Consider the following 19,666-nt stretch of genomic DNA (forward strand, 5'->3'; position numbering starts at 1 on the left):
AGGGGGATGAATATGGGTTTTTTAGCTGACACGCCCAAACCGCCTTATTATGCGGTCATTTTTTCATCAATAAAGGGAAAATATGATGAGGAATATGAACATACGGCAGAGCGCATGATGAATTTGGCAGGCGGACAGCCAGGCTTTTTAGGCGCGGAAAGCGTTCGGGAGGAAGACGGCTGCGGCATCACGGTTTCCTACTGGGACAGCCTGGAGGCGATTAAAAGGTGGAAAGATCATACTGACCACCAGGCGGCAAAACAAAAAGGAAAAAGCGCCTGGTATGAAGCGTACGCGGTCCGCATTACGAAGACGGAGTCACAGCGGATGTTTGCGTCAAAAGGGGCGGAAGATTGATTACATTTTTACAGCATACACAAGAACAGACCGCGCGGGAAATTGCGGCGGTTCAGCGCTGCGCTTATCAAAAAGAAGCCGAGCTGATCGGCTTTTTCGGCATTCCCGCCTTGCATGAAACACCCGATGATATACAGCGGTCACGGGAGACGTTTGCCGGTTACAAGGAAAAAGATCAGCTTGCAGGCGTCATTTCGTATGAAAAAAAGGGATATGACCTTGTCATATGCAGGCTGACGGTGCACCCGTCCGGCTTTCGAAAAGGAATCGGACGGGCGCTTATTCAATTTGTGATAGATCAAAACCGGGACGCCCAAAAAATAGAGGCGGCTACCGCCAGCCAAAACGTTCCGGCAGTCTCTCTCTATTTAAAAACAGGTTTCACAGAAGCCGGACAGATAGAGACGCCGGAAGGGCTGACCCTCTCGTTTTTTCATCTTTATCCGAAGAGGAAAGCGGAAGTTGTTCCGTACAAGCCGGAATGGAAAGAAATATTTGAAAGAGAGAAGACGGACTTGATCCGAATCTTCGGCCCAGCACTTCATTCTGTCAGCCACATCGGCAGCACCTCTATCCCGGGGATGGCAGCCAAACCCGTCATCGATATACTGGCGGAGGTTAAAGATATTTCGGACGCTGACCGATTCAGTCCGCAGCTGGAAGCACTCGGCTATGAGGCGAAAGGGGAAAACGGGATAGAGGGCCGGCGTTTCTTTCAAAAAGGCGGCAACAAGCGCACACACCACGTTCACATATACGAAACAGGCCATCCGGACGTGAAGCGTCATCTGCTGTTCCGGGATTACCTCACCGCAAAGCCTGAAAAAGCGGCTCAATACATGGAACTGAAACGGCACCTCGCTAAGACGTACCCATACGATATGGCAAAGTATAGTGAAGGGAAAAATGACTGGATCAAGGCGGCTGAACAAGAGGCAAAGGTCTGGGAGAGCGGGCTGCTGTAAAGAAAGCAGAAACAATGCATACAGCGGCTCGGTATGCTACAATGGCGAAAATGAAAAACGGAGGATCATCTATGCAAATACATGTGACGGATGCGGCGAAACACACACTTCAGCAGGCAATGGACGCCAACCCGGGGAAAAAAGCGCAGCTCCGCTATGACGCAGAAGGCTGCGGGTGCGCGGTGAGCGGCGTGCCGACCATCTGGCTGGCGGACGAATTAACGGGACAATGCGAAGCCATTGAAACCAACGGACTTCCGCTTTACATCCAGACCTCACAAAAAGTGTTTTTTGACGAGGAAATGACAATCGATTACAATGAAAAGGCAAAAACGCTCGTCTTAAAAAGCCCGGCAGAGATGCTGAGCCCGAGAATGAGCATATTAGTAAAGCAGGGAGAAACGGAAAGTGAATCAAAAGCTGAAAGCCATTAAACAGACGGCACAGCATAAAACGTGGGTATCCTTTCTGAACAACAACCACCCGTACAGTCTGCTGCACTGGTCCATCGGAGGCGCTGAATCCGTTCAGAAGGATGTCTGGCTGCTTCAGGATGAGATGACCTTCAAAGCGCAGGAGTTTACGACAATCGACCTCGCCATTGATTGGATCGGAGAAAATATGGACGGGATTACCGACGTTTTATGACGTGAAAGCGAAAGAACCAGCATACGTTCTTTCGCTTTTTTACGTTTGCGTCATGGTATCTAAAAAGGTTTGAACGGCTTTACGGTAGCTCTCCGGATTTTTGGTGTACGACATGGCATGCCCGCCCGATTCGGCCAGATAGAGCATCTTAGGGCCGCGTTTTCTGCGGTGCAGCAATTCGGAAGAAGCGGGAGGTATATAATCATCTTCCTTACTGTGAATAAACAGCACGGGCTGCCGGATTCGGCTGATAACCGATAAAGGCGATACATCACGGATACGGTATCCTTCTCTCATCCGCAAAAAGAAATCAGCCAAAGGCAGAAGCGGCCACGGAGGCAGCCGGAACTCCCGCTTCAGCCTGTAGGCGAGCTGATCGCGAAAGCTTGCGAACGGACAGTCCGCAATATAAAAATCAGCGCCGTTTTCAATCCTGATGCCCGCCCGCGTATAATAAGGCCGTCACCGCTCCCATCGATTCCCCGTGGATGCCGATTTGACCGCCGTCTCCGGTTTTGTGTCTCACCCAATTCACGGCTTCTTCCAAATCATCTTTTTCAAAATAGCCGTAGCTCGTCGTTCTGCCGCCGCTTTTTCCGTGCCCGCGGTGGTCATATACGAGCACATTCCATCCTAAATCTAAAAATAAATCCATGTATTTCAATGAATTGAACGAATTTACGGTAACGCCGTGACAAATAATCATGGTGTTTGCCGTATGATGCGGGGCGACGTAAAAGCCTTTGATCTCATACCCGTGGCGTGACAGGATGACAGCCTCTTCTTTTTCCATGGCCTGAAAGGAATCAAATCTATCATGCCCGTCCGCCGTTTCTTTTTTCATGATATCTTCATCCGTCTTTTTCTTCATAAACATAATCAGATTCGTAAAAGCGAATCCGGCAGCCAAAAAGACTGCGCAAGCCGAACCGAACACCGCCAGCCGTTTTTTCACACAGGCACCCTCCTTTCATATGAAAAATCCTTCCTCCGGCTTTTCAGGACCGTGAACGTTGCCGGCCTCCGGCGCTCCGTGGTACACTTGCTTCACCATATTCAGATACGGGGGGCGTCATGATGAAAAAGCAGCTGCCTAAAGAAAAACACAGCTTAAAAGACGATCTGGAGGAAGATCTGAAGGCCAGGCTTTTGCAAATGAAAAGTGAGCTGAAGGAAGAAGACGAGAAAAAACAGGCGCAGCAAAAGGCGGAACAAATCAGAAAACGAAAAGAAAAAGAAAAACATAAAAGCTTTGAAGAGCTGCTGAATGAAAGCAGTCTCGATTGGCACAAATATAAATAAACCGGCATCTGAAAAGGTGCCGGTTTTATGATTTAAGAACGATGGGATTCGTATACGTCCCGTTTTGTATGGTATTGCAAGGCTTTGATTTCCTGGCTGCTTAAACGCCGGGCCTCTGCAGCCGAACAGTTTTCTCTCAGCTGCTCAAGTGAGCTGGCTCCGGTAATGACAGAAGCGACGGCCTGCTGTGACAGTAAGTATTGAAGAGAAAGCTCCGTCATGCTCAAGTCAGGTGCGGCAGCGCTGATCGCTTTTTTGGTTTCTTCCAGTTCTGCAAAAGAATATGTTAAATAGCCGTTCTCTTTTACGCTTGCGGCCGCTTGATCAAGCGGTTTTTCCGTAAGAAGCCCTTTAGCGACAGGCCCTCTTGCGACTACGCTGATTCCGTTCTCCTCTAAAAGGGGAAGCCACTCCTCGGGACGCCGGTCCAGCAGGCTGTATTGCATCATAACGCTGGTGATATTTGATTTTTTCACATATTCTTTAATAACATTCGGACGAATCGAGGAAATACCGTAATACCGGATGACACCTTCCTGTTTTAAGTCCTCAAATGCTTCGATCGTTTCGTCAATATGGTCTTCCATCGTGCCGCCATGCAGCTGATAAAGGTCGATATAGTCCGTTTTCAGCCGGCGCAGGCTGTTTTTGACCGCTTCTTTTATGTATCCTTTGGAAGCGTCCCAATGCCAGCCGTCTTTATCATCATTCCAGCGGTTTCCGGCTTTCGTGGCTAAAATGATGTCGTGTCTGCGGTTTTTGACGGCCTCCCCGACAATTTCCTCATTTCTGCCGAAATCATAAAGATCAGCGGTATCTAAATAATTGATTCCAAGCTCGATCGCTTCATCCAAAATAGACAGCGCTTTAGCTTTATCCGTGCCCAGCGACATACAGCCGAGCCCGATTTCGCTTATTTCTAAATCAGAATGTCCCAGTGTGCGTTTTCTCATCGTTTCGCTCCTTTTTATAGTCTTTTATTGACCGTAATATAAAGGCGCGAAGTTTTCAACTGTTAAGGCCCGGTGATCCAATCTCCGACATAGCGGAATGTCCGTCCGTATTCTTTCAGTTTAGCCCGCACTTCCCACGCCTTTCCGACCAATACGATACTCTTATCCTTCCGGTACACCTTCAATCGAAAAGCACCTCCCTCTCATGCATGTATGATAAAATATATGAGGCATAATAGAGAGACAGAACGGGAGATGACATGATGAAACATTTAGAAGAAAAAACACTTGCGAAAAAAAAGCTGTATGACGGGAAAGTCATAGATCTTTACTTAGAGGATGTAGAGCTCCCGAACGGAAAAACAAGCAAGCGGGAAATCGTCAAACATCCGGGAGCGGTGGCCGTACTTGCGGTGACCGAGGAAGGAAAAATTATTTTGGTGAACCAGTTCAGAAAGCCGCTGGAACGGACAATCGTTGAAATTCCGGCCGGGAAGCTTGAAAAGGGGGAAGAGCCGGAACATACGGCGTTAAGAGAGCTCGAGGAAGAAACGGGATATACGGCGGAAACCTTGACGAAAATCACCGCTTTTTATACATCACCCGGGTTTGCTGATGAAATCGTGCATCTCTTTCTTGCGGAAGGGCTTTCGCCGCTGGAAGAAAAACGAGAGCTGGATGAGGATGAATTTGTCGAAGTCATGCAGGTCACGCTTGAAGAGGCCGTGAAGCTGATTGAATCCCGCAGGGTGTATGACGCAAAAACGGCGTACGCGATTCAGTATCTCCAGCTGAAAGCAGCGCTGAAGGAAAAATGATGAAAACCATCTATGCGGATCTGCATATTCATATCGGCCGCACCTATACGGGAAAACCGGTCAAAATCACCGGGGCCAAAACGTTGACGCTGCACCGGATTTTAGAAGAAGCCAGTGAGGGGAAGGGAATTGAACTATTGGGCATCATCGACTGCCATTCCCCGGAAGTCATAGAAGAAATCGAGCGCGGAATTGATGAAGGCGGATACCGTGAGCTGAAAGAAGGCGGCATCCGGTATCGGAATACGACGCTTCTGTTGGGCAGTGAGCTTGAAATCTATGATCACACATGCCGCGGGGCGATTCACGTTCTCGTCTTTATGCCGTCTCTTGCCGAAATGAAGATGTTTTCTGAGTGGCTTGCAAAAAGGCTTAAAAATATCCAACTCAGTTCCCAGCGCATTTATGAAACCGGTTTGAATCTTCAAAGGAAAACAAAGGAATTGGGCGGGCTGTTTATTCCCGCCCATATGTTCACCCCGCATAAAAGCCTGTACGGAAAAGGAGTCATATCTTCTTTGACAGAAGTTTTCGACCCGTCGCTCATTGACGCGGCGGAACTCGGGTTAAGCTGTGACACCGACATGGCTTCGCGGGTAACAGAACTTGATCCGTATACATTTTTAACAAATTCTGATGCGCATTCCTTAGGAAAAATCGGCAGAGAATATAATGAAATGCTTCTTAAAGAAGCGAATTTCACGGAATTTTCGCTGGCTTTAAAAGGGAAGGACGGAAGAAAAATCACGGCGAATTACGGGCTGAACCCGAAGCTCGGGAAGTATTACCGGACGGCTTGCGACCGCTGCGGCAGCCCGGTTGAAAAAGGAGCTTCCGCATGTCCGGAGTGCGGGGGGAAAACAATGACAAAAGGGGTCAGTGAACGGCTGGAGGAACTGAGCGGACCGAAAAAAAGCCGCATGCCGCGGCCGCCGTATATTCATCAAATCCCGCTGCAGTTCATTCCCGGGGTCGGGCCGAAAACGTTAGAAAAACTGAAGCGGGCCTTCGGGACGGAGATGGCGATTCTTCATCAGGCGCAAGAAGAGGAATTGGCGCGTGTCGTCCAGCCTAAAATAGCGGCTGTCATTCATAAAGCGCGTACCGGGCAGCTCGTCCTTGAGGCCGGGGGCGGAGGGACGTACGGCAGAATCAAGCCGTAAAAGCCGGTTTTTAACGGAGCTCCTCCTGCACCTTCTTTTTCGTGCGGACAAACGCAATCAATTCGATGATTTCATCCTGATTCAGCGGCTGTCCGTCAACGGTCAGTGTGCCGCGGCCTTGTGCGGCGTTTGTTAATTCGATGGTCTGGGCAAACGGCTCCGCCTTTTTTTCAGTGCGCCCGAGTAAATCGTCGCACGTCGTGTCAAACAGATCGGCAAGCGTGCCCAGCGCCTCGAATGACGGACGCCGGTATCCTGATTCATACCCGGCGTACGTGCTTTTGGCGATGCCGAGACGGTCAGCCGTATATTGAAGAGACCAATTTTTCTTTTTTCTCAGTTCAGTTAAACGATCTAAATTCATATTCAAAACCGCTCCTTTTCACTTGAGCAAATTATATCATATCGATATGCAAAAGTGTACGCGAATTGAATAATAATCACTTGATTAATTTCATTCGTCTGTCTATAATTTGATTAAAAGTATGCGAAAAGCGAATGCTTAACACATCTTGAGAAATGGATGAAGAGGTGCAGGGTATGAAAAAATTATTGCTGTTAACAACCGGAGGAACAATCGCCTCAGTCGAAGGAGAAAACGGGCTTGCACCCGGGGTGAAAGCAGACGAATTGTTAACCTACGTATCAAAACTTGATAACGATTACACGATGGAAACCCATTCGTTAATGAACATCGACAGCACAAATATGCAGCCTGAATACTGGGCCGAAATCGCAAATGCTGTCAAAGAAAAATATGACGCATATGACGGGTTCGTCATTACGCACGGGACAGACACAATGGCTTATACATCAGCGGCACTGTCTTATATGCTTCAGCATGCTGATAAACCGATCGTCATTACGGGTTCGCAAATCCCGATTACATTTCAAAAAACCGATGCCAAAAAAAATATCACGGACGCGATCCGCTTCGCATGTGAAGGGGTGGGCGGCGTATACGTCGTATTTGACGGCAGAGTCATTCAAGGCACACGCGCCATTAAATTAAGAACGAAAAGCTATGATGCATTTGAGAGCATTAACTATCCGTATATCGCGTTTATTACCGAAAACGGAATTGAATACAACAAACAAGTGCACATGCCAAAAGACGATGCTTTTACGGTCAATACTTCACTTTGCACGGACGTGTGCCTGCTCAAGCTACACCCGGGGCTGAAACCGGAAATGTTTGACGCATTAAAGGGCATGTACAAAGGAATCGTCATTGAAAGCTACGGCAGCGGCGGCGTGCCGTTTGAAGGAAGAGACATTCTCGCCAAAGTCAATGAAATGATTGAAAGCGGCATTGTCGTCGTCATTACGACACAATGTCTTGAAGAAGGAGAGGACATGAGCGTCTATGAAGTCGGCCGAAGAGTCAATCAAGATCTCATTATCCGCTCCAGAAATATGAACACGGAAGCCATCGTGCCGAAATTAATGTGGGCGCTCGGCCAGTCTCACAACTTGGCTGAAGTCAAAAACATTATGGAGACACCGATCGCAGACGACGTTGTACTGTAAAAACATGACTACCACAAAGAGAAAGTAGGGTTTTAGCATGACAAACGCGCAAAAAGAATATCGTCAGGAAAAAGATTTCCTCGGAGAAAAACAAATTGAAGCTGATGTGTATTACGGAATACAAACGCTGCGCGCGAAAGAAAACTTTCCGATTACCGGATACCGCATCCACGAAGAAATGATTAATGCGCTCGCCATCGTCAAAAAAGCGGCGGCGCTTGCCAACATGGATGTAAAACGGCTGTATGAAGGAATCGGAAATGCGATTGTACAGGCCGCAGATGAAATTCTTGAGGGAAAATGGCATGACCAATTTATCGTCGATCCGATCCAAGGGGGAGCCGGAACGTCCATGAACATGAATGCCAACGAAGTAATCGGCAACAGGGCTCTTGAAATCATGGGGCATAAAAAAGGTGAATACATTCACCTCAGCCCGAACACACACGTCAACATGTCACAATCGACGAACGACGTGTTCCCGACGGCAATCCATATTTCAACCTTGAAACTTTTGGATAAGCTCCTTGATACGATGGCGCATATGCTCAGTGTTTTTAAAGATAAAGCGAAACAATTTGATTCTGTCATTAAAATGGGGCGCACACACCTTCAGGACGCTGTGCCGATCCGTCTCGGACAGGAATTTGAAGCATACAGCCGCGTGCTTGAGCGTGACATAAAGCGAATTAAACAATCTCGCCAGCATCTGTATGAAGTAAACATGGGGGCAACGGCCGTAGGTACGGGACTTAACGCCGATCCGCGCTACATAGAACAGGTTGTGAAGCACCTGGCTGACATCAGCGGACTGCCGCTTGTCGGCGCCGGCCATTTGGTTGACGCCACACAAAACACTGATGCGTATACGGAAGTTTCAGCCGCGTTGAAAGTATGCATGATGAACATGTCGAAAATCGCCAACGATCTGCGCTTAATGGCTTCAGGTCCGCGCGCGGGACTTGCGGAAATTTCATTGCCCGCCCGTCAGCCGGGATCATCCATTATGCCTGGGAAAGTCAACCCTGTAATGGCAGAGCTGATCAACCAAATCGCCTTCCAGGTCATCGGGAATGACAATACGATCTGCCTCGCTTCAGAAGCGGGCCAGCTGGAGCTTAACGTAATGGAGCCGGTACTCGTATTTAACCTGCTTCAATCCATCAGCATCATGAATAACGGGTTCCGTTCATTTACCGACCATTGTCTGGCGGGAATTGAAGCCAACGAAAAACGTCTGAAGCAATACGTGGAAAAAAGCGTCGGCGTCATTACAGCGGTCAATCCGCACCTCGGGTATGAAGCGGCTGCGCGAATTGCCCGTGAAGCAATCATGACGGGGCAATCTGTAAGAGATCTTTGCCTTCAAAATGATGTACTGACAGAAGAAGAATTGGATATCATTTTGAATCCGTATGAAATGACAAAACCGGGGATTGCCGGAAAAGATCTATTAGAAAAATAAATTTTAAAGCAACAACAGCCGCCTTTTCACGTTTTTTAGTGAATAGGCGGTTGCCATACAAAGGGATGAGGCAGTATAGTATAATTTGTTATATCATTTGATGAAAGCGTTTTAGCTTTTTTCTTCTAGGGGGATTTTCTTGTGAAAGAGGCCAGATTGCCAAATTTATTGGAAATTATTATCTTATTATTCGGGTTTTTAGCACTTGTCTTATCGTTCACAGTGTTTTTAGACCTGCCGATCCAGCTAGCTCTATTAATATCCTGGTTTTTCGCTATTATTCTCGGAGTCAGGCTGGGATATTCATATAAAGACTTGCAGGCTTCGATTGTCACCGGGATATCAAACGGTCTTGAAGCGGTATTGATTCTCGTTTCGGTCGGTGCGCTCATCGGGACATGGATTGCCGGCGGCGTTGTGCCGACGTTAATTTATTATGGTTTAGAGTTTATTAATCCTCATATTTTCCTTCTGGCTACACTGGTTATTTGTTCCGTTATGTCCGTTGCGACCGGAACGTCGTGGGGAACCGTGGGAACCGCAGGGATCGCCATGATTGCCATCGGAGAGGGAATGGGTATACCGCTTCCGATCGTAGCGGGAGCCGTTTTGTCCGGGGCTTACTTCGGAGACAAGCTTTCACCGCTGTCTGACAGTACGGTGCTTGCCTCCACGCTTTCTAAGGTGGATGTGCTGTCACACGTCAGAGCGATGATGTATCTGTCAATTCCGTCCTATATTATTACGGCCATTCTGTTTACCGTAACGGGATTTATATACGGCGGAAAAAATATTGATCTCGACAAAGTGGAATTTTTAAAATCTTCATTGCAGAAAACATTTGACATTCATATATGGATGCTCATTCCGGCTGTTGTCGTCGTTGTCCTTCTGATTTTGAAAAAGCCGTCTATGCCCGTTATTATCATCGGTGCTTTGCTTGGCGCAATCTGGGCTTCCGTCTTTCAGGGAATGAATTTTGCTAGTGCCATCGCGACTGCTTATAATGGTTTTTCTATTAAAACGGACGTCGAATTTTTAAACGGCCTGTTAAACCGCGGAGGCATTACCGGTATGCTGGATACGTTAGTCGTTATCCTGTTCGGTCTCGGTTTTGGAGGAATTCTCGAGAAGCTCGGCGTATTAAAAGTGATTGTCTCAACTTTTGAGAAAAAGCTGACCACACCGGGAAATGTGACGCTTTCGACATTGATCGTCGCCCTTTTAGGAAACATTTTCGGCTGTGCGATGTACGTGTCATTGATCCTGACGCCGAAAATCATGGAGAACAGTTATGATAAACTGAAACTTGACAGAAGAGTTTTATCCCGGAACGCAGAGGTGGGCGGCACGCTTACTTCAGGGATGGTGCCGTGGTCTGATAACGGCATCTATATGGCCGGCATTCTCGGCGTATCCACATTTTCTTATCTGCCGTTCATGTGGCTCAGTTTTGTATCTATCGGACTGGCAATATTGTACGGATACACGGGGAAATTCATTTGGTACACGAAAGAAAAATCCTTGCAATCTCAAAAATTGGGTTAGGAGGTTCATTTCATGATTACAAAGCATATGATTCGGACGTTAATGATTGAAACGCCGACTGTTCCCGGAAATCTCGGAAAAGTGGCAACCGCCATCGGAGTGATGGGCGGAGATATCGGGGAAGTTGAAACCGTTAAAGTCGGCCCGAACTACACAATGCGCAACATCACGGTGCAGGCCGAAAATGAAGAGCAGCTGCAGGAAATCATTCAAGCCATTGAAGCTCTCGGTGAAGGCATCCGGCTTCATACAGTCTCAGATGAAGTGCTCTCTGCTCATGAAGGCGGCAAAATTCAGATGAAAAGCAAAATGCCGATCCGGACACTGGCTGAGCTTGGGCGTGTTTATACACCGGGTGTCGCCGATGTGTGCAGACTGATTGAAAACGAGCCTGAAAAAGCGTCCATCTATACGACAATCAGCAATTCTGTCGCCATTGTCACCGACGGAACGGCGATTCTCGGCCTCGGCAATATCGGCTCTGTCGCCGGAATGCCCGTAATGGAAGGGAAAGCCGCGCTTTTTGACCAGCTGGCGGGTATCAGCGGAATTCCGATTTTGCTCGATACCTCTGATCCGGAAGAAATCATTCGCACGGTAAAACATATTTCCCCGGGGTTCAGCGGAATTCTGCTTGAAGATATCGGTTCGCCCCACTGCTTTGACATTGAAGACCGCCTGAAAGAAGAACTGGACATTCCGGTTATGCACGATGACCAGCACGGCACGGCGGTCGTCACGCTCGCCGCCGCCATTTCCGCTTGTAAAAGCGCCGGTCTTGATTTAAAAGAAGCGAAGGTCGGTCAGATCGGTCTCGGCGCGGCAGGCGTCGCCATCTGCCGCATGTTTATGGCATACGGAGTCAAAGCGGTCTGCGGAACGGACAAGTCAGAAGACGCAATGAACCGCCTCGCTCAGTACGGAGGTCAGCCGCTTGGAAGCATCAAAGAATTAATGGACACGTGTGACATTGTGATCAGCACCACAGGAGTTCCGGGTCTCATTAAAAAAGAGGATGTCAGAAAAGGACACGTCATTCTGGCTTTATCTAATCCGAAACCGGAGATTGAACCGGAAGAGGCATTACAAGCCGGAGCCGCTTATGCAGCTGACGGCCGTTCGGTCAATAATGTTCTCGGCTTCCCGGGGATTTTCCGCGGCGCGCTGAACGCCAAAAGCAAGAAAATCGACCATGAAATGCTTGTGGCGGCCGCAGAAGCCATCGCCTCTTGCACGAAACACGGCGATCTCGTGCCTCAGCCTTTGGATGCGGACGTGCATCAAGCCGTATCAGCAGCCGTAGAACGGGCTGCGGCAGGAAAATAAACAACTCTTACAGTACCGGACATGTGCCGGTGCTGTTTTTTTATCATGAATAGGAAGCGGAATTCTTAGGCAGGCTAACAGATAGCAAAAGACGGAATAAAGAGGTGTCGATGTGGATTATTTTCCGCTGATCCATACAAATATTTGGGATGCTGTGATCGGCGTGCCGGTCGTCTTATGCGTCACACAGCTGATCAAAGTGTTCTGCCGGGTTCCGGGCATATTCGTTCCCACGATTGCCCTTGCTGCCGGAAATGTTGTGTCTATCGTTTTCGGTCATCATGAACACGTGTATGCGGGGATTTTTATGGGGTTTTTTTACGGATACGCCGCAATGGGGAGCTATTCATCTGCCAAAACGTCTCTGCGCGCTTACCGGTCGAAACATGAGCCGTATTCATGAACACATCCGGATTTTTTTGTTATGATAAAGAAAAGGGAAAAAGGAGCGGTTGGCACATGGCGAAGAGCAAAACGAAAAAAATGCGGGAGCATCTCAAAAGAAACGGGATGCGTGACGCAGTCCTGTCAAGGGGGACGGCGCCGTCTTTCAGCACCCATGAAAGAGTAACGAAAACCAAAAAAGACAGGCTTGAAAGAATAAAGCATAAAAAAAGGAACCCCTATGATCACCGGAGTGATGACGGGGGTTCTTTTTTTATGCCCGAATCTCGCGCCTTTCTATGATTTCTCTGTCATGTTTTCTCTTTTCTTTCATACAATCTACTAAATCAAGTCAATAGATTAGCGGGAGGAAAGCGGTATGAGAAAACAATCGTACAAAGAACTGTTTTTTCGCCATGTAAAGGATCATCTGTCACTTTATATATTTGTGTTCGTCTTGTTTTTGATGGGGGTCATTTTCGGGGCGATCATCGTCAACAGCATGACCATCACGCAGAAAGAAGATTTGTATTACTATTTAAGCAAGTTTTTCGGACAGCTGTCTGACGGAAAGCATGCCGGCGCTTCAGAAATGTTTTGGCAGGCCGTCTTTCATGATGTGAAATATTTGGGGCTGATGTGGATTCTCGGTATTTCCGTGATCGGTCTTCCGGTTATTTTCATTATGGTGTTCTTAAAAGGAATCGTGGTCGGCTTCACGGTCGGTTTTTTAGTGAATCAAATGGGGATGAACGGGTTTTTCCTGTCATTTATTTCGGTTCTGCCGCAAAACATCGTTCTCATTCCGGCGTATCTTATCATGGGGACATGCTCCATCGCTTTTTCACTGAAACTGATCCGGCAGCTGTTTGTCAAACGCAGCCTTCATGACGCACCGATCCAATGGTTCGGACGCTACGCCTTCGTGCTGATTCTCATCGTTTTCTTCTCGGTCATCGCCTCGCTGCTCGAGGCGTACGTGTCTCCGCTGTTTATGGAAAAGCTGTCATCACGCATATTTTAGAATGATTATCACAAAATAATACTTTTATTTATCAGTTTATAATAATTATAGTTGGAACTCTGCGCGTATTTTGTTATAATGAGTCATGGAATGCGGCGTAGGAGGGAAAGACATGGAAAACCGTATTGATCGAATTAAAAAGCAGCTGCACTCGTCAAGCTACAAGCTTACGCCACAGCGGGAAGCAACGGTAAGAGTGCTGCTTGAAAACGAAGAAGACCATTTAAGCGCAGAAGATGTATACCTCCTCGTAAAAGAGAAATCTCCTGAAATTGGTCTCGCTACAGTATACCGTACATTAGAATTATTAACAGAATTAAAAGTCGTTGATAAAATTAACTTCGGGGACGGCGTATCCCGCTACGACCTTCGCAAAGAAGGCGCGGCTCACTTTCATCACCATTTGGTGTGCATGGAGTGCGGAGCCGTCGATGAAATTGAAGAAGATCTGCTTGAAGACGTTGAAGAAGTGATTGAACGTGATTGGAAATTTAAAATTAAAGATCATAGATTGACTTTTCACGGAATCTGCCACCGCTGCCGCGGGGATGAAACAGAGTAAAAGCCTACGAACCTTTTCTGCCAGGAAAGGGTTTTTTGCTGTTTTTATGTATAAAAGCCTTTGAAATTGGCATAAGGTGTACTAACAGCCGCCAAAAGAAAGGGTCGATCGAAAGATGGGCAGATTCCTAAAAACAGCCGCGGATACGATCAAAGTGTTTATTCTGTTCACAGGTTTTACCGCGCTGTTCTATTATGCTATGATATGGGTGAATTCAGAGTATGAAAACTATCATCGGTACGATAAACCGGAAGGCTCCGCCGTCAAAGTGGCCAAAACGGAACATGAGGAGAAAGACGGCTGGTTCGGCCGATTGATCTTTTTTTACCAAAACGGGGAGTAGATCAAGAGTGAAGGATCAAATTAAGGATTTCATCCATTATGTGAGGGTTGAAAGAGGGCTGTCCCAAAATACGATGATGTCCTATGAGCGTGATCTGAAAAGTTATTCTCTCTTCTTAACTGAAACCCTTCAGATCACTTCATGGAATGATGTGACCCGTCTTCATATTATTCAATATTTAAAGCATATAAAGGACTCCGGGAAATCCGGCAAGACGTCTGCGAGGCATTTGGCGTCAATCCGGTCTTTTCATCAATTTCTGTTAAGGGAAAAAGCCGCGGATAAAGATCCTTCGGTACATATTGAAACACAAAAAACAGAGCGGACGCTTCCGAAAGTATTGGCGCTTCAGGAAGTTGAGCGGTTATTGGACACGCCTAAGCTTGACAGCCCGTTCGGCCTCAGGGATAAAGCCATGCTTGAACTGCTGTACGCGACCGGCATCAGGGTCAGCGAGATGATCGAGCTGAAATTATCCGACGTCCATTTGACGATGGGATTTGTCCGCTGCTTCGGAAAAGGGCGGAAAGAGCGGATTGTGCCGATTGGTGAAGCCGCTTCTCATGCGATAGAAGCATACATTGAAAAAGCCAGAGGGAAATTATTAAAGAAAAACGTAACCGAAGCGCTTTTTCTGAATCATCACGGCAGGCAGATCAGCCGTCAGGGATTCTGGAAAAACCTGAAAAAAATCGCACTTGAAGCGGGGATTAAAAAAGAGCTGACACCGCACACGCTCCGGCACTCCTTTGCAACGCACCTGCTCGAAAACGGGGCGGATCTGCGCGCCGTGCAGGAGATGCTCGGACATGCCGATATTTCCACGACGCAAATTTATACGCATGTGACGAAAACAAGGCTGAAGGACGTGTACAAACAGTATCATCCGCGCGCTTAGGAGCCGCTGCCAGAGGGGCCGCGGCTTTTTTTGCCGGATTGGCGGAATACAGAGAAGGTTCTAATTATTTGAATCGGCATTGTCAACAAGAATGTAAACGGTTTATACTTGAGTTGTCTGACCTCTGTAAGCTACAATGGACAGATGGAAGAAAAGGAGGCTTTTATGATGTCTGAATACAAATATAACCGGGTATTTTTGATCGTAATGGATTCTGTCGGAATCGGTGAAGCGCCGGACGCCGCCGATTTTAATGATATAGGCGCAAATACGCTCGGACACATCGCAGAGCACATGAACGGCTTACATATGCCCCATATGGCGCAGCTCGGTCTCGGACTGATCGGAGACATTAAGGGCGTGGAAAAAACGGAGCACCCTCTTGCGTACTACGGAAAAATGCAGGAGGCGTCAAACGGGAAAGATACGATGACGGGGCACTGGGAGATTATGGGCCTCTACATTGAAAAACCGTTTAAAGTGTTCCCGGAAGGATTTCCGGATGAACTTCTTCAGGAACTTGAGCGGCGTTCAGGACGGAAAATCATCGGAAATAAGCCGGCTTCAGGCACGGCGATTCTGGACGAGCTCGGAAAAGAACATATGGAAACGGGTGCGCTGATCGTTTATACATCAGCAGATTCCGTACTGCAGATTGCGGCTCACGAAGATGTCGTTCCGCTTGACGAACTGTACAGCATCTGTGAAACGGCCAGAGAACTGACGCTTGATCCGAAATACATGGTCGGCCGGATTATCGCAAGACCGTTCGTCGGAGAACCGGGCAGCTTCAAACGCACGCCGAACCGTCATGATTATGCGCTCAAACCGTTCGGCCGCACGGTAATGAACGGAATGAAAGACAGCGGATTAGACGTCATTTCCATCGGCAAAATTTCTGATATTTATGACGGAGAAGGCATTACATCTTCCCGCCGCACGGTATCTAATATGGATGGCATGGACAAAGTGATTGAAACGCTCGGTGAAGAGTTTACGGGTCTGAGCTTTGCCAACCTCGTTGATTTTGACGCGCTGTACGGACACCGCCGCGATCCGGAAGGGTACGGTAAAGCGCTCGAGGAATTCGACGCGAGGCTTCCGGAAGTGTTTGAGAAAATGAAAGAAGACGATCTGCTTATCATCACTGCGGATCACGGCAATGATCCTGTCCATCACGGCACAGATCACACGAGGGAGTATGTGCCGCTTCTTGTGTACAGCAAAAAGCACAAACACACTGAACAGCTGCCGCTTGCGGATACATTTGCCGATATCGGCGCAACCATTGCGGATAATTTCAAAACGGAAAAGCCGGAATACGGAAAAAGCTTTTTATCAAGATTACAGTAGGGGGACTTTTTTTGAAACAAAAGATCGAACGTGCTGCTGCATTTATTAAAGAACACGTGAAAGAAACACCAAAGATCGGTCTGATTTTAGGGTCAGGGCTCGGCGTATTGGCCGATGAAATTGAAGGAGCTGTCAAGCTTACATATGAAACGATCCCTGATTTTCCGGTCTCAACGGTAGAAGGCCATGCCGGCCAGCTTGTGATGGGAACGCTTGAAGGCGTGCAGGTCATCGCGATGCAGGGCCGCTTTCATTACTATGAAGGCTACTCAATGGATCAGGTCACATTTCCCGTCCGCGTGATGAAGGCGCTCGGCGTTGAATCTCTTGTCGTGACGAACGCAGCCGGCGGTATCAACACTGAATTCCGCGCCGGCGATCTGATGATTATTACAGACCACATCAACTTTACGGGCACCAACCCGTTAATCGGGCCGAACGAAGCTGAATTCGGACCGAGATTCCCGGACATGTCAGAAGCCTATGACAAAGAGCTGTCAGGCTTGGCTGAAAAAACGGCCGATGAGCTGGGCATTCCTGTTCAAAAAGGGGTGTATACAGCTGTTACGGGGCCGTCTTACGAAACGCCTGCTGAGGTTCGGTTTTTAAGAACGATGGGTTCTGACGCTGTCGGCATGTCGACCGTGCCGGAAGTCATCGTCGCCAACCACGCGGGGATGCGCGTGCTCGGCATCTCATGCATTTCCAACGCGGCGGCAGGTATTCTTGACCAGCCGTTATCCCATGAAGAAGTAATGGAAATGACGGAAAAAGTAAAAGGCGGCTTTTTGAAGCTTGTAAAAGCCGTAGTCGCACGATCTCAAAAATAAGTCAGCATCAGTCAGCTGTTTCTTCGGAAGCAGCTGTTTTTTTGTGCCCTCAACACGAAACATTTTCCAGATGAGGCGTATAAAACCACCGGATTTGGAAAAAATAAAAAGGATTATGAAATGGAGGGCTTTGGAGATGAAACGTCTTATATCCACTTTGTTGATTGGCATTTTATTAACGGCATCAGCACCGTCCGCTTTTGCAAAGCCGGACGGAAAACATACATCGGAGCTCGCTCATGAAGCCAAAAGCGCCGTGCTGATTGAACGCGATACGGGAAGCATTCTTTATAACAAGAACAGCCGGGAGCGTCTGGCGCCGGCAAGCATGACAAAAATTATGACCATGCTTTTAATCATGGAAGCGCTTGACAAAGGGAAAATAAAGATGAGCGATAAAGTCAGGACGAGTGAACATGCCGCGTCCATGGGCGGATCACAGATTTTCCTTGAACCCGGAGAAGAAATGACGGTAAAAGAAATGCTCAAAGGAATTGCGATAGCTTCCGGAAATGACGCATCCGTCGCAATGGCGGAGTATATTGCCGGTTCAGAAGAGGATTTCGTCAGCCGGATGAACAAAAAAGCAAAAGAATTGGGATTGAAAGATACCTCCTTCAAAAACCCGACGGGACTGCCTGAAAAAGACCATTACAGCTCTGCTTATGACATGGCGAAAATGGCGAAGGAATTATTAAAGTATGATAAAATCACTCAATTTACGGGAACGTATGAGGATTATTTAAGAGAAAATACAGACAAAAAGTTCTGGCTCGTCAATACAAACCGGCTGATCAAATTTTATCCGGGCGTAGACGGCGTGAAGACGGGCTTTACAGGCGAAGCGAAGTATTGTTTAACCGCCACCGCTAAAAAAGGAAATATGAGGGTCATTGCTGTTGTTTTCGGAGCCAGCACTCCGAAAGAAAGAAATGCCCAAGTGACCAAAATGCTTGATTACGCCTTCAGCCAGTTCAAAACACACCCGCTGTACAAACGGGATCAAATCGTCGGAACGGTAAAAGTAAAAAAAGGAAAACAGAAACTGATCAAGCTGACCACATCTGAGCCGATTTCTCTTCTGGCCAAAAAGGGAGAGAACATGGACAAAGTAAAAAAAGAAGTGAAAATCAACGGCAATGTAACGGCTCCGGTTAAAAAAGGAGAGGTGCTCGGCAGCCTCGTTCTGAAAAAAGACGGAAAGGTGCTCGTTGAAAGCCCGGTCACGGCAAAAGACGACATGGAAAAAGCGGGTTTTCTCACTTTTCTGAAGCGGACGATGGGAGATTGGACTAAATTTAAATAATCGTGGCGAACGGGCACTAGTTTTGTCATAGTGAAGGAATTGCTTTCCCGAAAATCGAAACACTCATTATCCGATCATATCAAGGAGGAATGAGCATGAGCCTTGGAATTGACTTTCATGTCAAAGAATCCGTGCTTTGTATTCGATTAACAGGTGAACTCGACCATCATACGGCAGAATCATTAAAACAAAAGGTTACTGAATCGCTGGAGGCTGACGGCATCCGTCACATTGTGCTGAACCTTGAAGATCTTACCTTCATGGACAGCTCCGGCCTCGGCGTGATTTTAGGGCGTTATAAACAAATTAAACAGCTCGGCGGAGAAATGGTCGTGTGCGCGATTTCACCCGCGGTGAGACGTCTGTTTGACATGTCCGGCCTGTTTAAAATCATCAGGTTCGAACAATCAGAACAAAAAGCGCTTTTAACGTTGGGGGTGGCATCATGAAAAACGAGATGCATCTTGAATTTTCAGCCCTCAGTCAGAACGAATCGTTTGCGCGCGTAACAGTTGCTTCTTTTATCGCACAGCTCGACCCGACGATGGATGAGCTGACGGAAATCAAGACCGTCGTATCAGAAGCGGTAACAAACGCGATCATCCACGGCTATGAAGAAAACTGCGACGGAAAGGTGTACATCTCCGTTACGCTGGAGGATCATGTCGTCTATCTGACCATACGTGACGAAGGCCTCGGGATCACGGATCTTGAGGAAGCGCGCCAGCCGCTATTTACGACAAAACCCGAGCTTGAACGCTCCGGAATGGGCTTTACCATTATGGAAAACTTCATGGATGATGTCACGATTGATTCCTCGCCGGAGATGGGAACGACGATACGCTTAACAAAACACCTATCAAAAAGCAAAGCGCTTTGTAATTAAGGAGA

General features: G+C 47.6%; 24 protein-coding genes and 2 pseudogenes. 22 read left to right on the forward strand and 4 right to left on the reverse strand.

Translation table 11 applies throughout. The features are described 5' to 3' along the window. The first annotated feature begins 12 nt into the window (after window positions 1-12). The 4 genes and pseudogenes from D5S11_RS11800 to D5S11_RS11815 all read left to right on the forward strand — a co-directional run bounded on the left by D5S11_RS11800 (window position 13) and on the right by D5S11_RS11815 (window position 1,970). Window positions 13-357, forward strand: coding sequence for an antibiotic biosynthesis monooxygenase family protein (locus tag D5S11_RS11800; protein ID WP_047935917.1), 345 nt, complete (start codon window positions 13-15; stop codon window positions 355-357). Next, window positions 354-1,319 (forward strand): annotated as a pseudogene (locus D5S11_RS11805) (GNAT family N-acetyltransferase); the annotation flags it as partial. The gene D5S11_RS11800 and the pseudogene D5S11_RS11805, both read left to right, overlap by 4 nt. A gap of 74 nt (window positions 1,320-1,393) precedes the next feature. Further along, window positions 1,394-1,756, forward strand: a complete 363-nt coding sequence (locus D5S11_RS11810) for an iron-sulfur cluster biosynthesis family protein (protein WP_014305346.1) — start codon at window positions 1,394-1,396, stop codon at window positions 1,754-1,756. Next, window positions 1,731-1,970 (forward strand): DUF2552 family protein, encoded by a 240-nt coding sequence (locus D5S11_RS11815; RefSeq protein ID WP_003153307.1) that lies wholly within the window; start codon window positions 1,731-1,733, stop codon window positions 1,968-1,970. The genes D5S11_RS11810 and D5S11_RS11815 overlap by 26 nt, the downstream gene beginning before the upstream one ends. A 39-nt stretch (window positions 1,971-2,009) precedes the next feature. On the opposite strand, the pseudogene D5S11_RS11820 reads toward D5S11_RS11815, so the two are convergent. Further along, window positions 2,010-2,925: pseudogene (locus D5S11_RS11820) on the reverse strand (alpha/beta hydrolase). 122 nt (window positions 2,926-3,047) lie between these two features. Between D5S11_RS11820 and D5S11_RS11825 the strand changes: the two are divergent. Next, entirely contained in the window at window positions 3,048-3,272 is a 225-nt protein-coding gene (locus tag D5S11_RS11825; RefSeq protein WP_007409396.1) for a YqkE family protein, read from the forward strand. A 32-nt stretch (window positions 3,273-3,304) separates the two neighbouring features. On the opposite strand, the gene D5S11_RS11830 is transcribed toward D5S11_RS11825, so the two are convergent. Both D5S11_RS11830 and mciZ read right to left on the reverse strand, forming a co-directional pair. Then, complete coding sequence (locus D5S11_RS11830) at window positions 3,305-4,225, reverse strand: aldo/keto reductase (RefSeq protein ID WP_047935915.1); 921 nt, start codon at window positions 4,223-4,225, stop codon at window positions 3,305-3,307. Between the two features lie 62 nt (window positions 4,226-4,287). Beyond that, window positions 4,288-4,410: a Z-ring formation inhibitor MciZ gene (gene mciZ / locus D5S11_RS11835; RefSeq protein ID WP_003153315.1), complete on the reverse strand. Its 123-nt coding sequence runs from the start codon at window positions 4,408-4,410 to the stop codon at window positions 4,288-4,290. A 78-nt stretch (window positions 4,411-4,488) separates the two neighbouring features. Between mciZ and D5S11_RS11840 the strand changes: the two genes are divergently transcribed. After that, window positions 4,489-5,043: an NUDIX hydrolase gene (locus D5S11_RS11840; RefSeq protein ID WP_047935913.1), complete on the forward strand. Its 555-nt coding sequence runs from the start codon at window positions 4,489-4,491 to the stop codon at window positions 5,041-5,043. Then, window positions 5,043-6,206 (forward strand): TIGR00375 family protein, encoded by a 1,164-nt coding sequence (locus tag D5S11_RS11845; protein WP_108724843.1) that lies wholly within the window; start codon window positions 5,043-5,045, stop codon window positions 6,204-6,206. The genes D5S11_RS11840 and D5S11_RS11845 overlap by 1 nt, the downstream gene beginning before the upstream one ends. A gap of 10 nt (window positions 6,207-6,216) precedes the next feature. Here the strand turns inward: D5S11_RS11845 and D5S11_RS11850 are convergent, their stop codons facing one another. Beyond that, entirely contained in the window at window positions 6,217-6,570 is a 354-nt protein-coding gene (locus tag D5S11_RS11850) for a helix-turn-helix domain-containing protein (RefSeq protein WP_007409399.1), read from the reverse strand. 176 nt (window positions 6,571-6,746) lie between these two features. On the opposite strand from D5S11_RS11850, the gene D5S11_RS11855 reads away from it, so the two are divergent. From D5S11_RS11855 to spoIIAB, 15 genes are all read left to right on the forward strand, one after another. Next, window positions 6,747-7,736 carry a type I asparaginase gene (locus D5S11_RS11855; RefSeq protein WP_003153321.1) on the forward strand — a complete coding sequence of 330 codons (990 nt, stop codon included), beginning with the start codon at window positions 6,747-6,749 and terminating at the stop codon, window positions 7,734-7,736. Window positions 7,737-7,773: 37 nt separating this feature from the next. After that, window positions 7,774-9,201, forward strand: coding sequence for an aspartate ammonia-lyase (gene aspA, locus D5S11_RS11860; protein WP_003153322.1), 1,428 nt, complete (start codon window positions 7,774-7,776; stop codon window positions 9,199-9,201). 141 nt (window positions 9,202-9,342) lie between these two features. After that, window positions 9,343-10,749: a Na+/H+ antiporter NhaC gene (gene nhaC, locus D5S11_RS11865; protein WP_007409401.1), complete on the forward strand. Its 1,407-nt coding sequence runs from the start codon at window positions 9,343-9,345 to the stop codon at window positions 10,747-10,749. Window positions 10,750-10,761: 12 nt separating this feature from the next. Continuing rightward, entirely contained in the window at window positions 10,762-12,075 is a 1,314-nt protein-coding gene (locus D5S11_RS11870; RefSeq protein ID WP_007409402.1) for an NAD-dependent malic enzyme, read from the forward strand. A gap of 112 nt (window positions 12,076-12,187) precedes the next feature. After that, window positions 12,188-12,478 (forward strand): hypothetical protein, encoded by a 291-nt coding sequence (locus D5S11_RS11875; RefSeq protein WP_003153325.1) that lies wholly within the window; start codon window positions 12,188-12,190, stop codon window positions 12,476-12,478. Between the two features lie 56 nt (window positions 12,479-12,534). Next, a complete protein-coding gene (locus D5S11_RS11880) occupies window positions 12,535-12,762 on the forward strand; it encodes a hypothetical protein (RefSeq protein ID WP_012117898.1) in 228 nt (75 codons plus the stop codon). A 76-nt stretch (window positions 12,763-12,838) separates the two neighbouring features. Further along, a complete protein-coding gene (gene spoIIM / locus D5S11_RS11885; protein WP_007409404.1) occupies window positions 12,839-13,483 on the forward strand; it encodes a stage II sporulation protein M in 645 nt (214 codons plus the stop codon). A 112-nt stretch (window positions 13,484-13,595) separates the two neighbouring features. Continuing rightward, the gene (fur, locus tag D5S11_RS11890; RefSeq protein ID WP_003153330.1) at window positions 13,596-14,045 is read left to right on the forward strand and encodes a ferric iron uptake transcriptional regulator; all 450 of its coding nucleotides are present in this window, start codon (window positions 13,596-13,598) and stop codon (window positions 14,043-14,045) included. A gap of 115 nt (window positions 14,046-14,160) precedes the next feature. After that, complete coding sequence (locus D5S11_RS11895) at window positions 14,161-14,388, forward strand: YqzK family protein (RefSeq protein ID WP_003153331.1); 228 nt, start codon at window positions 14,161-14,163, stop codon at window positions 14,386-14,388. Window positions 14,389-14,395: 7 nt separating this feature from the next. Then, window positions 14,396-15,286, forward strand: coding sequence for a site-specific tyrosine recombinase XerD (gene xerD, locus D5S11_RS11900; protein ID WP_020956024.1), 891 nt, complete (start codon window positions 14,396-14,398; stop codon window positions 15,284-15,286). 168 nt (window positions 15,287-15,454) lie between these two features. Next, window positions 15,455-16,639 carry a phosphopentomutase gene (deoB, locus tag D5S11_RS11905; RefSeq protein ID WP_015417748.1) on the forward strand — a complete coding sequence of 395 codons (1,185 nt, stop codon included), beginning with the start codon at window positions 15,455-15,457 and terminating at the stop codon, window positions 16,637-16,639. 11 nt (window positions 16,640-16,650) lie between these two features. After that, a complete protein-coding gene (locus D5S11_RS11910; RefSeq protein ID WP_007409407.1) occupies window positions 16,651-17,469 on the forward strand; it encodes a purine-nucleoside phosphorylase in 819 nt (272 codons plus the stop codon). 136 nt (window positions 17,470-17,605) lie between these two features. Further along, a complete protein-coding gene (locus tag D5S11_RS11915; RefSeq protein WP_007409410.1) occupies window positions 17,606-18,775 on the forward strand; it encodes a D-alanyl-D-alanine carboxypeptidase family protein in 1,170 nt (389 codons plus the stop codon). Between the two features lie 95 nt (window positions 18,776-18,870). Beyond that, window positions 18,871-19,224 carry an anti-sigma F factor antagonist gene (spoIIAA, locus tag D5S11_RS11920; RefSeq protein ID WP_007409411.1) on the forward strand — a complete coding sequence of 118 codons (354 nt, stop codon included), beginning with the start codon at window positions 18,871-18,873 and terminating at the stop codon, window positions 19,222-19,224. Further along, window positions 19,221-19,661, forward strand: a complete 441-nt coding sequence (spoIIAB, locus tag D5S11_RS11925) for an anti-sigma F factor (protein ID WP_003153347.1) — start codon at window positions 19,221-19,223, stop codon at window positions 19,659-19,661. Before spoIIAA ends, spoIIAB begins: the two co-directional genes overlap by 4 nt. The last annotated feature ends 5 nt before the right edge of the window (window positions 19,662-19,666 follow it).

Origin of the sequence: Bacillus sp. L75 (assembly GCF_003676355.1) — a bacterium.
GTDB classification, from domain to species: domain Bacteria; phylum Bacillota; class Bacilli; order Bacillales; family Bacillaceae; genus Bacillus; species Bacillus velezensis.